Below are 15651 nucleotides of genomic sequence, written 5' to 3'. Positions count from 1 at the left end.
ATTGATTAAAAGGTTAATGACAATCCTGTAGATATAACTTTTGATAACGGGTACACTTTACCACTTCCCCATGCGCCATTTATCGTTTCAGGATCAAAGATTTTGGACAAACTGGTAATCGTAAATACATTTTCAGCTGATAGATAAACCCTGAGATTACTTATTCCTAAAGACCTCAGCATATCCTTAGGAAGACTGTATCCAAATTGAATATTTTTAAGCCTTATATAGGCTCCGTTTTGTATCCAACGAGTCTGCGCTGCAAAGTTTTTTGTTCCGGAATCGAATATAGGCCGGGGATAATAAGAATCTACATTGGGTCCAAAGGGACTATCTGTATTAGCAGGTCTGAAATAATTAAGATGCTGTTGAAATGCTGCTGCCTTCCATAAATTGACATTGGCTCCCACAAAGTAAGGCTCAGTTCCAAGATTGACATCTCTTTTTCCAACTCCCTGAAATAAAAAACTACAATCAAATCCCTTATATTCCATACTGATATTCAATCCAAAATTATAACGTGGAGTACTATTTCCGATGATACGCCTGTCACCTGGATTACTAAGTGTATTATTTCCATCATCAACTTTACCATCTCCATTAAGATCTTCATACATAATATCCCCTGCTGCCCAGTTCCCCCCCAATCTATCCTGATTATTTTTTTTCAGCCATTCGTTCATCTCCTCATCAGTTTTGGCGATTCCTTTTGTCTTATACCCCCATATTTCACCTAGATACCTTCCTGCATAATAATAATCCAGGTTCCCTGTTTCGTTATTATATCGGGTTACTTTTTGTCTGTTGTCACTTAATACCCCGTTTATATTGTAACTAAAATCTTGTCCGATTTTACCTCTCCAGCCTACTTCGAGTTCAAAACCTTTAGATTCCATATCAGCATTATTAGTATCAGGAACTGCAGTCCCAAATGTTGCGGGTAATCCGGGAGCCGGAGATACCATATCAAATGTTTTTCGTCTGAAATAATCAAATTTCATGGTAAGTTTGTTTTGGAAGGCTGCAAAATCAATCCCGTAGTTCCAGGTTGTTACCCGTTCCCAAGTTAAAGACCTGCTTACCATACCTGGAGCATAAGCAGTATTGGTTCGCTGTCCATTGATAAGCCATGAGCCATTATCCGCATATAACGGCATCGACTGAAAGAAGGGATACCAACCTATTTTATCTGTATTCTGATTTCCTAAAGATCCGTAGGAAAATCTTAATTTAAAATCATTAATTGCACGAGCAAAGCTCCCCAAACTCTTCCAGAATTCTTCTTTACTCATATTCCATCCAACAGAAACAGCAGGATAGACATTCCATCTCTGGTCACGTAAAAAACGGCTTGTTCCATCATATCGGGTACTCACTTCTACTAAATAACGTTGTTTGTAATTATAATTCAACCTTCCAAAAACGCCAAACGTTGCCCAATGCCCCCGTGATCCGCCTACTCCCGTAGTCTTGCCATAAGTAGCATCAATGGCGATAACATCCGTAGAATACAGCATATCTCTGGAAGCCCTAAGACTTTGAGATTTATTAAGTTCAGATTGCATTCCCATCATGATCTTAAAATGATGATGATCTAATTGTTTCTCATAGGTTGTATAAATATTGGTATTAAAAAAATTCCGTTTTGATGCAAACTCTTCTACCAGGGAAGTCCCAGGCTGTCTCAATCCACTTATATCATAACCTACAGGAATAGGCGTACCGTTACCATCATACTTATAGATGGGAAGGAAAGAGCTACTGACAAAAGTGTTGGTGGTAATATAATTGAACTCTGCTCTGGTTTCCCAGTTTTTTATGGGAGTAAAAACAAGTGCTACCTGTTGAGTAAGAATATCCTCCTGGTTCCTCCTGTTACTATTTTCCAATTCCTGAATTTCATTTCCGCTCATATAATTTCCAAAAGTGTCCCTTATAGCGTTTGTTGGCCATCTTCTTGCAATATTATGATAAAACAATGCTCCCATAAACCCAGAGCTTCCATAGTCTGTACGCGTAAACCTATTACTATAATTCAACTGAAGAAAAGGCAGAAACTGGGTAGTAATTTTCCCATTTAAGCTGTATCTGTTCAATTTATCCGGGTTATGGCGCATTAAGCCATCTGTTCCCAGCCAATTAGCTGAAAAATAGTAATTAATCTTCTCTGCACCTCCTCTTATACTCAGGTTATTTTCTGTGGAGGGCACCCATTTTCTGTAAAATTCTTTAAACCAATTGACGTTAGCAAAACCTTCATTATATGTTCTCCAATATTGACCTTGCGCGTTCCATTCTGTACCATCTTTAATTCTTCCTTCTTTATAATCTTTGATTTTTTGAATAGTTTCCGCAGAAAAAACCTGATTCTGACCAGCATTTTTAGCAGCTTCATTAAAATAATATGCAAATGATTCTGAATCAAGTATACTAGGTTGTAAAAGCGGATTACTAAACCGTGTCATCAGATCATAACTTACAACCGGTTTACCTGACCTTCCCGTTTTTGTGGTAACCAGAACCACTCCGAATGGTGCTCTCGAACCATATATAGAAGCCGATGCGGCATCTTTTAAAACCGATATACTGGCGATATCCCTTGGGTTCAAAGATTTCAGATCTCCCTCTACACCGTCAATGAGTATAAGCGGAGCAGATGAAGTATTCCCAACAGTCCCCGTCCCACGAATGGTGAAACTTAATGCATTATCCAGCTGCCCACCCCCTGTTCCCAGGCTGAAATTCAATCCTGCCACGGTCCCTTGCAAAGCCTGAATAGCATTATTAATAGGGCGTCCCTCAATTGCTTTTTCAGTGATTGTAGAAACTGCTCCTGTAATATTTTCCTTCTTTTGCTTTCCAAAGCCAACCACAACAACTTCATCGATAGCTTTAGCCAAGTCATTTTTACTTCCATTTACATGTAACTCTATTTGAAACATTGTAGTATTTGCATCCACAACCAATTCTTTAGGAGTATACCCCGGAGCTTCAATTAACAGGACATCCAGAACATCCGCCTTAATTCTAAAGGAACCTTTTGCATCAGTAGTGGTTTCTATATTTTTTCCTTTTACTGAAATTTTTGCTCCTGATACAGGTTTTCCTTTCCTATCAAAAACCACCCCTGTCACTTCATTTAAATCTCCAAAAGAAGCGACAGATGGTAATAAGATTTTTTGATTTTCTTCTAAAAAAACAGTCTGACTCACAAGACAATACTCGTATTCTTGTCCGTAATTAATAATTCTGTATGGTAATTTGCCATGCGCAGAACATGAAGCAAAAAACAATACTGCCGGCAATACCGTATTTCTATAATACTGCTGCCGCCATAAAGTATTTTTTTGTAACATATGGTCTTAATTTTAAAACAACATAAGACCTTATGGCCTTATTGAGATAGTTGGGTATTGAAACGTTTGCAACTCATATCGCTGCGACTTATCAGACGCAAAACTCCTATTCATGTTCGAAAACATAAATTACTCTGGCAAAAAAATCTATTGAATTATCTGGCAGTGAATAACCAAATAAAAATGCTTCTAAATTGAATGTATGGGTGGCATTAAATACATGTAAAGAAAATATATCTTATACTATAGAAGAAAAACCATATTAGCAGATAAAATTTGAAGCATAGGCATAAAGGGTTTTAATTTTTTTTCATCCTTTTCAGTTTAGTTTTTAGTTAAATTCATATCAATTAAGAAGATCTAAAAAAATGAACATAATCATAAATCTAGATATACATCAGACATATATCTAAAATAAACATAAAAACAATTGAAAATCAAACGTATAAATCGAAAACACTCTAAACACATCATATGTATAGGAAATATAAATATATTGTGATATTAAAATAATAAATGAAGTAGATATGTAGCATATTGTAATATCATTATTTGCTTAAAAAGACAAATGAAAAAGTATAAATAGTACAAAAAAATATTCAGGATAATGGCTCATTTGTATTTCTGTGAAAATAAGTGATTAAGAGATCAGATACAGCTACTACTCTAATAAAACTAATACAAAAAAAGACCATCAAATATTTGACAGTCTACATTTTATATAAGCAATTAAAAAACTATATTACATCACCTTTAAAAATCACATCAGCAGCGTGTTCACTTGCTCCACTACCACCAAGTTTTTCTCTTAACAGTTTATAATCTGTAAGTACCTGGTCTCTTTTTTCTCCTTCCAGAATTTTAGAAAGTTCGTCTACAAGGTTCTTAGTGTTCAGGTCATTCTGAATCAATTCCTTTACCACTTCTCTGTCCATAATCAGGTTGACCAGAGAAATGTAATTAATATTTTTAACCAGTCTTTTCGCAATAGCATAAGAAATTGTGCTTCCACGATAGCAAACTACTTCGGGAATATTTAATAAAGCAGTTTCTAAAGTCGCGGTTCCCGAAGTAACCAAAGCAGCTTTTGAGCATCTCAGCAAATCATATGTTTTGTTGGAAACAAAGTGAACATTATCATCCACATATTTTTGATAAAACTCCTTAGGAAGACTTGGTGCACCGGCTATTACAAACTGATAGCTTTTAAAATGAGGTCGTACGGAAAGCATGATCTCCAGCATTTTCTCCACCTCCTGTTTTCTGGATCCCGGCAAAAGAGCAATAATTTCCTTTTCGTTTAATCCATTTTCCTTTTTAAATTTTTCGGTATTTATATCCTTAAGATCAGAAATAGCATCCAGTAAAGGGTGCCCTACAAAATGAGAATGAACACCATGTTTTCTATAAAATTCTTCTTCAAATGGAAGAATCACCATCATTTCATCCACATATTTTTTGATGGTTTCTACTCTTCCTTCTTTCCAGGCCCAAAGCTGTGGAGAAATATAATAAACAACCTTGATTCCTAATTCTTTCGCAAACCTGGCAATCCTCAGATTAAATCCCGGATAATCCACCAAAATTAAAACATCCGGTTTATTGTTCTGAATATCCTCTTTACAGAATTTAATATTATTCAAAATGGTTCTCAAGTTCATCACCACTTCGAGGAATCCCATAAAAGCGAGATCCCGGTAATGCTTCACCAATGTCCCACCCTGAGCTTTCATCAGGTCACCGCCCCAAAATCTAAATTCTGCATTCGGATCTTTTTGTTGTAGAGCTTTCATCAAGTTGCTCCCATGCAAATCACCGGAAGCTTCACCAGCAATAATGTAATACTTCATGTCTATAGTAAGGATAGAGAACAAATTAAAATATATCCGATCTTAATTTGTAAATTTGTTCAAAGATAATGATAAAAAATGTCAGAAGAATTTGAAATCCGGAATAAAGTTGCAGAAAGCGGCCTTATCAATTTTGACCTTGCCTCTTTACTTCCAAAAGGGGAAAGAAAGGGAATTGACCTTAAAGAATTTCTTTTTCAGGAAATGATCCTGAAAGAAAAGGATTTCCGGGAAAAAGTAGAAGCAATCCATACTGAAGAATATAAAGACACCTATATTTATATCTACAATTCTGTAGATACCATCATCCCATTATGGGCTTATTTTGTTTTAACCGCAAAGCTTACAGATGTAGCCAAGAAAATAGTCTTTGGCAATCGTGAAGATCTGGAGGTAATTCTGATGCACAATGCGATCCAGACCTACGATTTTGGAGATATGAGAGGAAAGAGAGTTTTGGTAAAAGGATGTTCTGACAAAGAAATCCCTGAAAATGCTTATATAGAATTGGTTGAACAACTAAAACCAATGGTAAAATCACTGATGTTCGGTGAAGCTTGTTCTAATGTTCCGATTGTAAAGAATTAAAAAGATACTCAAAAAATTTTAACAATAATTATGAAGTGCAGGTATTTTGTGAGGCATATTTTTTGATAACTTTGATTCACTTAATACAAACAAACACAAACAATGAGTTTAATTGACCTACTTACGGGGAATACCAGCAACCAGGTTGCAGAACAGGCTGAAAACAAATTCGGAATCAGCAAAAACCAAGTCATTGCCTTATTGGCAGTAGCTACACCGCTTATCATTTCTTATCTCAGAAACAAATCTCAGGACGCAAAAGAAGCAGAAGCATTAAACAATGCCTTAGATAAAGATCATAACGGAAGTATTTTAAACGATGCTTCACAGATTGAGGCAAGACAAGCGGAAGGAGGATCAATTCTTGACCATGTCTTTGGTGGACAAAAAAGCAATGTAGAAAACCAACTCTCACAAAACACAGGAATTTCAATTGATAAAATCGGACCCATTCTAGCCATGTTAGCTCCGGTTGTTATGGGATATATCGGTCAGCAAAAACAACAAAGCAATGTGGGAGCCGGTGGTCTTGGAGACCTTTTGGGAGGAATCCTTGGAAATGCTTCGAATCAGGCTCAATCACAACAGTCTAATCCTTTAAATGATATTCTGGGAAGTGTTTTAGGCGGGGGTGGAAACCAAGCTCAATCTTCAGGAAATCCATTGAATGATATCTTGGGAAGCGTTCTTGGTGGCGGTGGAAACCAACAACAAGGTGGAGGCCTGGGAGGTATTCTTGGAAATATTTTTGGAAAATAATTAATTTAATTTGTTATAAAAAAAAGACCTGGGAAATTTCTCAGGTCTTTTTATTTCTTTTTACTTTTTAGACTTTTCTTCAGCAGCTACAAAGGATTTTGACACTTTTTTAGGTCTCCTTTTCCCATAACTTCCGGAATTAATTTTTCCTCTTCTTGATTTCTTATCTCCTTTTCCCATAGTAATATGTATTTTGTTATTCTTACGAATTTATAAAATACACCTTTAAAATCCAATAAATGAAGCTGTTAAAATTTTATAAAATAAGAAGGGAAGCTGGAAGAGGGAGGATGGAAGCTGCTATTAGGTTGCTATTTCTATTCTCTGTAATCAGATCAAAATTTACACTTTATACTTTCTGGAGAATGGCTATTTAGATAATTTCAGACCTGCGATACTTCCTTCTTCTAGCTTCCATCTCCCAGCCTTTCTACACTTTTATCGTCTTCCATTTCCCTTTTTTAAACAAAATAAAAGCTACAATTGTGATCAACGTCTCAGCAGCAGGTATGGAGATAAACACTCCCTTTGGTCCCATTCCCAGATATTTTGAAAGAAAATAAGCCAATGGAATCTGAAACAGCCAGAACCCAAAAAGATTAACCCATGTTGGTGTCCACGTATCACCGGCTCCATTGAAGGCATTGATCATTACCATTCCTATTCCGTAGAAAACAAAGCCCGTACACATAATATAAAGGGCAGTTTTTGCAAAGTCCTTTATCTCTGTTTCCTGAGTAAAAAAGCTTACCAGAAAGTTCCCAAGAAATATAAATAGTAAACTAACAATCAGCATAAAAATCACATTATACTTTACTGTTTTCATTACAGATTGCTCTGCTCTCAACATTTCATTGGCACCCATATTTTGGCCGACCAACGTAGAAGCAGCGTTACTCAATCCCCATGCAGGAAGCATAAAGAACATCATAAGTCGTAAAGCGGTCTGGTATCCTGCTGAAGCATTTTCTCCGCCTGTAGTGGCTACAAGCTCTGCAAGAAATATCCAACTGCATGAAGCAATTACAAACTGAAAAATTCCGGGAGTGGCAATCTTTATAATGGATTTAATCAAACCAAAATGAGGTTTAAAATAGTTAAGTTTAATCCGAATCTGCGTATCAGCAATCAAAAGATGGTACAGTTGATAAATAACTCCTATACTTCGTCCTATAGTAGTTGCCAAAGCGGCACCGGTAAGCCCCATAGCTGGAATCGGTCCTAATCCTTTTATCAAAACCGGACAAAGAATAATGTTGGCAATATTGGCAATCCATAAACTTTTCATCGCAATCATCGCATTTCCTGCCCCTCTGAAAATCCCGTTTATTAAAAATAAAAGCATAATAATGGTACTGCTTCCCATCATAATTCGCGTAAAGTTCTTCCCATATGCTGCCGCTTCAGGTCTCGACCCCATTAAAATTAAAATCTCTTCCGCATAAATTACACCGAGTATACTCAAGACAAAAGTCACAGCAAATGAAATTAATACTACCTGTGCAGCACTTCTGGAAGCCTGTTCCGGATTTTTCTCACCAATTCTTCTTGCCACCAGGGCAGTAGCAGCCATGCTCATCCCAATCGCAATAGAATACATTATAGACAGCACAGATTCAGTAAGCCCTACCGTCTGAATAGCAAAGCCACTTTCTTTCAGGTGCCCTACAAAATAGAGATCTACCAGGGCAAATACAGACTCCATTGCCATTTCCAGCATCATCGGAATCGCTAAGAGTAAAACAGCACTTCTGATATTTATTTTGGTAAAATCAGCCTCTTCCCCACTAAAAGCCTTTTTCAAGAACTCAATATATCTGTTCATATTTTTGTGATTTGTCTGGCAAAAATATTGATTCAAAACCAATTGAGAATTGGCATATGAAAAGTTTTTAAACATTTATACAACAAGAAAATACAGATGTGAAGCTGGTTTTAGTTTTAATCCTTCTTATAAAAAGAGCTAGCACACTGAACAAAAATCAAATTTACAATAAAAATTTATCGTAATACGATAAATTTTTATACATTTACAACAAAACAATACTTATGAAATTAATTGGTGAAAAATCACTGTCTACGATTTTAAGCAAAGCATCACTTGCCGTCAGTTTGGTTCAGCTTTTATATTTAAGCTATATCATCTTTGGATTTATAGTCGTTTATGTCAACCAGCAACAGAATGCCCATTACTTTTCCGAGACTTTCAGTGCTGGAAACTTCAATAGAGAAGCAGCAGAACCCGCAACTGATTCTGTGATGTTTAAATTCAATATGCCATTTTCAGACTCCATCACAACAGGAAGCTATACTTTGTATACACTTATTTCAATTGGATTTTTCATTGGATTTTACAGTGTCTTCACTTTTTATTTATTCAGAATTTTCAGAGGGATGAGTCATGAAGTTATTTTTAATATTGGAGTGATTCGTAATCTGAAACAATTTGCCCTTCTCAATATTCTGTTTATTCCTGTTTGTTGTACCATTCTTTATTTTCTTAAACAATCTTTATACAGCATCGATCCTATGCTGATACTACTCCATTTTAGTACAGGAATAATCATATTATTTATCATAGAATTTTTTAAAAAAGGATATGAATTACAAACTCAAAATGATTTAACCATCTAGTTATGTCCATTATTATCAATATAGACGTGATGCTTGCCAGACGAAAAATGCAATCTCAGGAACTGGCTGAGAAGATTGGAATCACACAAGCTAATCTCTCTATTCTAAAAAACGGAAAGGCCAAAGCCTTCAAAATATCCACATTAGAAGCCATTTGCAAAGCTTTAGACTGCCAACCCGGCGATATATTAGAATTTAAACCTTAAAATAAAATACCATGAAATTCTTTCAAAACTTTTCAAAAACATTCATCTTCATTATTGCCTTTTCCTCACTTAATCTTACTTCTGCACAAGAGCTGACCAACGAACACAAACAAATGTTAAAGTATGATAATACAGCCTATTTCGCCGCATTGGTCAATAAGGAAAACATCAATGCATGCTACCCTATAGAAAACAACGCCTACACCCTGCTGGGATTAGCCATAAAAATGAACAGTCGTCAGGTATTTCAAAAACTGATTGATGAAAAGGCTGATGTAGAAAAATCTTGTGATGGAAAAACCCCTCTGATGTTTGCTGCAAAATACGGTAATACTGAATTGGCAAAAAAACTGTTAACAAACGGGGCAAAAAAAGATACCAAAACAGATAAAGGCTATACCGCTCTGGATTATGCAAGAAAGTATGAAAAACCGGAAATGATTAAGCTTTTAGAGTAAAAAAGCAGATCGACCAGAAAATAATTTGATAAAGCAGCAAAAGCCAATGGTGAGTAAACTTATTATACAAAACTTATAAATTTTACCATTTCCCAATTAATAATTTACATAATTCCCAAAATACAAACCCAATAATTAGTAAAACTTAGCAATTGGTAAAAAAAATTAATTTAGATTTGTATATTCTTATTCTTAAAAGTAATTCTTATGAAAAAAATAACCTCTACAATTTTTCTATTTGGAATTTTAGCATTTGCCAATATGCTTTCTGCACAGAAAATGACTCAGGAAAAAATGAAGGCCATTTATTCTGATGATATCTCAATATTTAAAAAACATTTTGCTCCTGCAGACTATAATAAATGCTTCACTCTTGGATATGAGCAATTCTCCCCGCTTGGATTCAGTGTGCTAAGTGGAAAAACAAAGATCATCAATTTTTTATTGAGCAATAAAGCCAATATCAATAAAAAATGTACAGCAACTCCGCTTCAGATTGCTAACGATGCAAAAAGAGTGGAGATCGCCCAGCTGCTTACTGAAAGAGGGGCAACCAACAATTAAAAAGAGACAAAATATAACAGATAAACTTCCGAAAGGAAGTTTTTTTGTTTATAAAACCTGCAAAAATCTTATCTTTGCCAACGAAAAAATAAAGGCTTGAAACAGAGTCTTAAATATTGAATTTTAAACAAATAATTATGTTTCGATCACACACCAACGGAGAATTATCTCTAAAAAATCTGAATGAAGAAGTTACACTATCTGGATGGGTACAGACTATCCGTGATAAAGGATTTATGATTTGGGTAGATCTTCGAGATCGTTACGGAATTACCCAGCTGGTTTTTGATCAGGATCGTTCTTCTGCCCAATTGATGGAAGAAGCTAAAAAACTAGGACGTGAGTTTGTGATTCAGGCTACCGGAAAAGTTATTGAAAGAGTAAGTAAAAATCCTAATATTCCAACAGGCGAAATTGAGCTGTTAGTAGAGAAATTAACGATTCTGAACGAATCACAATTACCTCCTTTCACCATTGAGGATGAAACAGACGGTGGAGAAGAATTGAGAATGAAATACCGTTACCTGGATATCAGAAGGAATCCGGTAAAAGATAAACTGATCTTCCGCCACAAAATGGCTCAGAAAGTAAGAAATTACTTATCTGAAGAAGGTTTCATTGAAGTTGAAACTCCTGTTTTAATCAAGTCTACCCCGGAAGGAGCAAGAGACTTTGTGGTTCCAAGCAGAATGAACCCGGGACAATTTTACGCATTACCACAGTCTCCGCAAACTTTCAAACAATTATTGATGGTTGGCGGAATGGATAAGTATTTCCAGATTGTAAAGTGTTTCCGTGATGAAGACCTAAGAGCTGACAGACAACCGGAATTTACCCAAATCGACTGTGAGATGGCTTTTGTAGAGCAGGAAGATGTCATGAATGTTTTTGAAGGAATGACCAAGACACTTATAAAAGATATTACAGGTCAGGAATTCGGAGATTTCCCAAGAATGACTTTCGCAGATGCGATGAAAAAATATGGAAATGACAAACCGGATATCCGTTTCGGAATGGAATTCGTAGAATTGAATGAGCTGGTAAAAGGAAAGGATTTCAAAATATTTGATGATGCTGAGCTGGTTGTAGGGATCAATGTAGAAGGATGTGCAGACTACACAAGAAAACAGATTGATGAACTTGTTGACTGGGTAAAGCGTCCACAGATTGGTGCTTCAGGAATGGTTTGGGCAAAATTCCAGAATGACGGCGTAAAAACCTCATCAGTGAATAAATTCTATAACGAGGAAGACCTGGCAAAAATCATCGAAAAATTTGGAGCAAAAGAAGGTGACTTAATGTTGATTCTTTCCGGAAACGAAAACAAAGTACGGGCTCAACTTTCTGCTTTAAGAATGGAACTGGGAAACCGTTTGGGATTAAGAAAAGGAAATGTATTCGCACCGCTTTGGGTCGTTGATTTCCCATTACTGGAATTTGACGAAGAAAGTGGCCGTTATCATGCAATGCACCACCCTTTCACTTCTCCAAAACCTGAAGATGTTCATTTATTGGAAACTGATCCGGGTAAAGCAAGAGCTAATGCTTATGATATGGTTCTTAACGGAAATGAAATCGGAGGAGGATCTATCAGAATTTTTGATAAGGATCTTCAATCGAAAATGTTTGATTTATTAGGATTTACCAAAGAAGAAGCGGAAGCTCAGTTTGGATTCTTAATGAATGCTTTCAAATATGGAGCCCCTCCACATGGTGGTCTGGCATTCGGTTTTGACCGTTTGGTAGCGATTCTTGACGGGAATGAAGTGATCAGAGATTATATCGCATTCCCTAAGAACAATTCAGGACGCGATGTCATGATTGATGCACCGGCAGCTATTGCTGATGCACAGCTCGACGAATTAGAATTACAATTGAATTTAAAAGCATAGATATGAAGCGGGGTAATTGCCCCGCTTTTTTATTATACATTATTGGAAACTTCAATGCTTTATACTGACAATAATATCTTTGAGAAATAAATATTCATCAGATAACATTTTTTATAGTTCATAACATTACAAATTCCAATACATCATATTAAATTGTTCAATAGAATAAACTTTATGGCAGTATAATATACGGTTTCAGACATCATATCAAACTTCCGTGAAATAACCAGATTTACAATTTAATAGTAAAAAATAAAATATAATAAAGAATTTAACGAAACAAATACAGTTATTGAATAAAAAACCAACAAAACAATCATTATATTATGTTATATATAAATATAATTTTTTATTAATACATTTATAACATACAGCTGAATTATAATGAAGAGTTAATCAGACTTAGGAATTGATGTATTTTTACAATCTTGTGCGTATGATCATAATAGGGCTGTTCATATTTTCAAAAAAGTGATCAACAAACCAATATTAAATAATATGAAAAGCAAACTATTACTCTTATCATCATGTCTTGTTTTGGCACTGAATTCATGTAGATCTGATATTGAAAATGCACAGGCAAGTTCAATGGATCATACAACCACAAACCTGGATAATGCAAAGATTCACAAATTATTAATTAACGGAACTTACACCTATGTTAATGAAGTAAATGGTGAATATTTTTATGCAGATGATATTACTATTAGCTCTGAGCAGTTTAACAAATTAAAGATGCAGGCCAATTCTGAAATATCAACAGTTGAGAAGAGCACCATTGTAAGTTCCTTCATTAAGACATGGCCAAACGCAACAGTCTATTATACCTTACCCAGCCAAGGAAGCCTGAGTACTCAGAATTATAATACATTCCTTACCAATATCAACAAAGCGTTCGATATGATTTCTTCTCAAACCAGTGTTCAGTTTGTAGAACGTACCAATCAAACAGAATATATCACTTTCACTTACACAACAAGCAATAGTTCTCCACTTGGATGGCAAAAAAACAGAGTTAACGGTATTAAAATTTATAATATCACTTACCCCGCAATTATTGCTCACGAAGTAATGCATTCTATGGGAATTATGCATGAACAGTGCCGTCCGGACCGGGATCAGTATATTATTGTAGATGTTAATAAAGCAACAGAAGGAAGTCGTCATAACTTCAATATTTATAATGATTACGGAGGATACGGTGCATTTGATTTCGGGTCAGTCATGATGTACCAGTCTACGGACTTTGCTATAGACTCAAGTCAACCTGTAATGACTAAGCTGGATGGATCTACTTTTACCAAGCAAAGGACTGGATTATCTGCCGGTGATTATGCTGGAATAAATCATTTATATGGACCTGTTAATTCCTCTTCTGCAATCAACGGAACTTATACCATGACAACAGCTTTAGCGAGTGATAAAAATTTAGATATTTCCGGAAGCTCTACTACAGATGGTACCAGCATCATTCTGTATTCAGCTTCTACAGGGAATAACCAAAGATTTACTTTCAGCAAATCAGATCATGGTTATTATATCATTAAATCCATACTGGATCCTACAAAAGTATTAACTGTGAAAAGCAATGGAACAGTGAACGGAACAGCTGTTGAATTAAGGACCAATTCAAATACAGATTCTCAAAAATGGTTGTTATTCAATCTGGGAAATAATGGTTTTGGATTCGCTCCAAAGAATGCACCGGCACTGAGATTAGAGGTAAAAAATGGTTTAACAACTAATCTTACACCTATTGTAATCGGCACCACGGATCAAACGCTTCAGCCTTCTGTAAAGCAACGTTTTATACTTACAAAAGTTAACTAAACTTTTTTATCCAAATAAAGAGGTTAGGAAATGCATTTCCTAACCTCTTTTGTTTATCTTATCAACGTACCATTTCCTGCTGTATGATTATTTTCTGATTAATTTCAACATTTCATTTCTTCCCGGACCTGTTGAAAGATAAGTCACCGGAATTCCCAATTCAGCCTCCAAAAATGATAGAAACTCAATTAATTCTTCTGGTAATTCTGAAGGGCTTTTCATGGTAGAAAAATCAGCATTCCAGCCGCTCATCCATTTTAGTACAGGCTTCCCGTTTTCCGGAAGTATACCTGAAGTGGCTATCATTTTTCCGTCTTCCAGTTCATAATGGGTACAAACTGCTACAGATTTCAATCCGCTTAACACATCAGCTTTAGTCAAAACCAATTGAGTTACTCCATTGATCATTACAGCATATTTCAAAGCCGGAAGATCCAGCCATCCGGTTCTTCTCGGACGCCCTGTATTGGATCCAAACTCATTTCCTTTTGTTCTGATTTCTTCTCCTAATTCATCAAATAACTCAGTCGGAAAGACTCCATTTCCTACTCTGGTACAGTATGCTTTAGCTATCCCAAATATTTCACCGATCTTTTTCGGCGAAACACCTAATCCACTGCTTGCTCCTGAAGCCGTTGTTGAAGAAGAAGTTACATAAGGATAGGTTCCGTGATCAATATCGAGCATCGCCGCCTGAGATCCTTCAGCCAATATAGCCTTTCCTTCAGCTAAAGCATTATTTAGATATATTTCCGTTTCAGTACATTTGAATCTCTTCAGAAAATCTACTGCTTCAAAAAACTCATTACTGATGTCTTCCAATGAAGGTAACTCTAAACTGCCTTCCGCAAGCATCTTGTAATCTCTTGCTAAAATATGCTTTACTCTGTTTTCAAAGTCCGGAGTATACATATCTCCCACTCTTACATTCTGTCTTAAAATTTTATTTGAATATGCCTGTGCAATCCCATTTTTGGTTGTTCCAATGGTGATGTAATCGGAACTCTCCTCCATAAAAATATCCAGCAGTTTATGAGTAGGCAGGACAAAGTGAGCTTTCAAAGAAATAACGATGTTGTTTTCCGGCTGAACGGTCTCATCAAATAATTGAAGATTGAGTATTTCTTTCTTAAAGCTTACAGGATCCAGAACTGTACCTGTTCCGATTACATTCTGTACTCTTTTCATAAAGATGCCCGAAGGAATCATTTTAAGGGTAATTCTTTTACCATTTCGTTCTATGCTGTGTCCTGCATTTGATCCACCGTTGAAGCGGGCTGTAATGTCATAATTCTCACTGATCAGATCAATAAATTTTCCCTTTCCTTCATCACCCCACTGCAATCCTAGTACGATATCCATATTTTAAATTTTATGGAACAAAGCTATGATAGTTTGAAAAAGAGGCCATTGCCAATTGACAAAAACGTATTTTTTAAGAATTTATATCTCTACAGACTTCTAATGGGTTCATATGATTCCTACTTTTACAGGTCTATGAAGTATTTTAAAAA

General features: G+C 35.8%; 14 protein-coding genes. 9 read left to right on the top strand and 5 right to left on the bottom strand.

Translation table 11 applies throughout. The annotated features are described in order from the left end of the window. Positions 1-5 precede the first annotated feature (5 nt). Both C1631_RS07925 and lpxB read right to left on the bottom strand, forming a co-directional pair. Positions 6-3356 (bottom strand): SusC/RagA family TonB-linked outer membrane protein, encoded by a 3351-nt coding sequence (locus C1631_RS07925; protein WP_103247544.1) that lies wholly within the window; start codon positions 3354-3356, stop codon positions 6-8. A 737-nt stretch (positions 3357-4093) separates the two neighbouring features. Continuing rightward, positions 4094-5206, bottom strand: coding sequence for a lipid-A-disaccharide synthase (gene lpxB / locus C1631_RS07920; RefSeq protein WP_109711586.1), 1113 nt, complete (start codon positions 5204-5206; stop codon positions 4094-4096). A gap of 78 nt (positions 5207-5284) precedes the next feature. On the opposite strand from lpxB, the gene C1631_RS07915 reads away from it, so the two are divergent. Together C1631_RS07915 and C1631_RS07910 are read left to right on the top strand one after the other, a co-directional pair. Beyond that, entirely contained in the window at positions 5285-5794 is a 510-nt protein-coding gene (locus tag C1631_RS07915) for a DUF2480 family protein (protein ID WP_103247542.1), read from the top strand. Positions 5795-5896: 102 nt separating this feature from the next. After that, entirely contained in the window at positions 5897-6553 is a 657-nt protein-coding gene (locus C1631_RS07910; RefSeq protein ID WP_103247541.1) for a DUF937 domain-containing protein, read from the top strand. A gap of 60 nt (positions 6554-6613) precedes the next feature. Here C1631_RS07910 and C1631_RS07905 read toward each other — a convergent pair whose 3' ends face one another. Continuing rightward, on the bottom strand, positions 6614-6733 hold the full coding sequence (locus C1631_RS07905; RefSeq protein ID WP_103247540.1) for a 30S ribosomal protein THX: 120 nt from the start codon (positions 6731-6733) through the stop codon (positions 6614-6616). Between the two features lie 59 nt (positions 6734-6792). On the opposite strand from C1631_RS07905, the gene C1631_RS23975 reads away from it, so the two are divergent. Further along, entirely contained in the window at positions 6793-6930 is a 138-nt protein-coding gene (locus C1631_RS23975) for a hypothetical protein (protein WP_165828256.1), read from the top strand. A 53-nt stretch (positions 6931-6983) separates the two neighbouring features. Here C1631_RS23975 and C1631_RS07900 read toward each other — a convergent pair whose 3' ends face one another. Continuing rightward, complete coding sequence (locus C1631_RS07900; RefSeq protein ID WP_109712328.1) at positions 6984-8378, bottom strand: MATE family efflux transporter; 1395 nt, start codon at positions 8376-8378, stop codon at positions 6984-6986. 224 nt (positions 8379-8602) lie between these two features. Here C1631_RS07900 and C1631_RS07895 point away from each other — a divergent pair, with 224 nt between their 5' ends. The 6 genes from C1631_RS07895 (at position 8603) to C1631_RS07870 (ending at position 14137) form a co-directional block, all read left to right on the top strand. Next, positions 8603-9187, top strand: coding sequence for a DUF2975 domain-containing protein (locus tag C1631_RS07895; protein WP_103247539.1), 585 nt, complete (start codon positions 8603-8605; stop codon positions 9185-9187). 2 nt (positions 9188-9189) lie between these two features. After that, entirely contained in the window at positions 9190-9393 is a 204-nt protein-coding gene (locus C1631_RS07890) for a helix-turn-helix domain-containing protein (RefSeq protein WP_103247538.1), read from the top strand. 11 nt (positions 9394-9404) lie between these two features. Next, entirely contained in the window at positions 9405-9851 is a 447-nt protein-coding gene (locus C1631_RS07885) for an ankyrin repeat domain-containing protein (protein ID WP_109711585.1), read from the top strand. 207 nt (positions 9852-10058) lie between these two features. Beyond that, positions 10059-10415 (top strand): ankyrin repeat domain-containing protein, encoded by a 357-nt coding sequence (locus tag C1631_RS07880; RefSeq protein WP_103247537.1) that lies wholly within the window; start codon positions 10059-10061, stop codon positions 10413-10415. Between the two features lie 137 nt (positions 10416-10552). Beyond that, entirely contained in the window at positions 10553-12307 is a 1755-nt protein-coding gene (gene aspS, locus C1631_RS07875; RefSeq protein WP_103247536.1) for an aspartate--tRNA ligase, read from the top strand. 498 nt (positions 12308-12805) lie between these two features. After that, the gene (locus C1631_RS07870; RefSeq protein ID WP_109711583.1) at positions 12806-14137 is read left to right on the top strand and encodes a M12 family metallopeptidase; all 1332 of its coding nucleotides are present in this window, start codon (positions 12806-12808) and stop codon (positions 14135-14137) included. A gap of 87 nt (positions 14138-14224) precedes the next feature. On the opposite strand, the gene C1631_RS07865 is transcribed toward C1631_RS07870, so the two are convergent. After that, a complete protein-coding gene (locus C1631_RS07865) occupies positions 14225-15499 on the bottom strand; it encodes an adenylosuccinate synthase (RefSeq protein WP_103249698.1) in 1275 nt (424 codons plus the stop codon). Between the last annotated feature and the right edge of the window lie 152 nt (positions 15500-15651).

Origin of the sequence: Chryseobacterium phosphatilyticum (assembly GCF_002899825.2) — a bacterium.
Taxonomy (GTDB): Bacteria; Bacteroidota; Bacteroidia; order Flavobacteriales; family Weeksellaceae; genus Chryseobacterium; species Chryseobacterium phosphatilyticum.
Note: the sequence above shows the minus strand (reverse complement) of the source record. Positions and strands in the feature narration are given on the sequence as shown.

Coding starts and splice junctions, on each gene's coding strand:
- C1631_RS07925 (WP_103247544.1), bottom strand. CDS start 3,356: ATGTTACAAAAAAATACTTTATGGCGGCAGCAGTATTATAGAAATACG.
- lpxB (WP_109711586.1), bottom strand. CDS start 5,206: ATGAAGTATTACATTATTGCTGGTGAAGCTTCCGGTGATTTGCATGGG.
- C1631_RS07915 (WP_103247542.1), top strand. CDS start 5,285: ATGTCAGAAGAATTTGAAATCCGGAATAAAGTTGCAGAAAGCGGCCTT.
- C1631_RS07910 (WP_103247541.1), top strand. CDS start 5,897: ATGAGTTTAATTGACCTACTTACGGGGAATACCAGCAACCAGGTTGCA.
- C1631_RS07905 (WP_103247540.1), bottom strand. CDS start 6,733: ATGGGAAAAGGAGATAAGAAATCAAGAAGAGGAAAAATTAATTCCGGA.
- C1631_RS23975 (WP_165828256.1), top strand. CDS start 6,793: ATGAAGCTGTTAAAATTTTATAAAATAAGAAGGGAAGCTGGAAGAGGG.
- C1631_RS07900 (WP_109712328.1), bottom strand. CDS start 8,378: ATGAACAGATATATTGAGTTCTTGAAAAAGGCTTTTAGTGGGGAAGAG.
- C1631_RS07895 (WP_103247539.1), top strand. CDS start 8,603: ATGAAATTAATTGGTGAAAAATCACTGTCTACGATTTTAAGCAAAGCA.
- C1631_RS07890 (WP_103247538.1), top strand. CDS start 9,190: ATGTCCATTATTATCAATATAGACGTGATGCTTGCCAGACGAAAAATG.
- C1631_RS07885 (WP_109711585.1), top strand. CDS start 9,405: ATGAAATTCTTTCAAAACTTTTCAAAAACATTCATCTTCATTATTGCC.
- C1631_RS07880 (WP_103247537.1), top strand. CDS start 10,059: ATGAAAAAAATAACCTCTACAATTTTTCTATTTGGAATTTTAGCATTT.
- aspS (WP_103247536.1), top strand. CDS start 10,553: ATGTTTCGATCACACACCAACGGAGAATTATCTCTAAAAAATCTGAAT.
- C1631_RS07870 (WP_109711583.1), top strand. CDS start 12,806: ATGAAAAGCAAACTATTACTCTTATCATCATGTCTTGTTTTGGCACTG.
- C1631_RS07865 (WP_103249698.1), bottom strand. CDS start 15,499: ATGGATATCGTACTAGGATTGCAGTGGGGTGATGAAGGAAAGGGAAAA.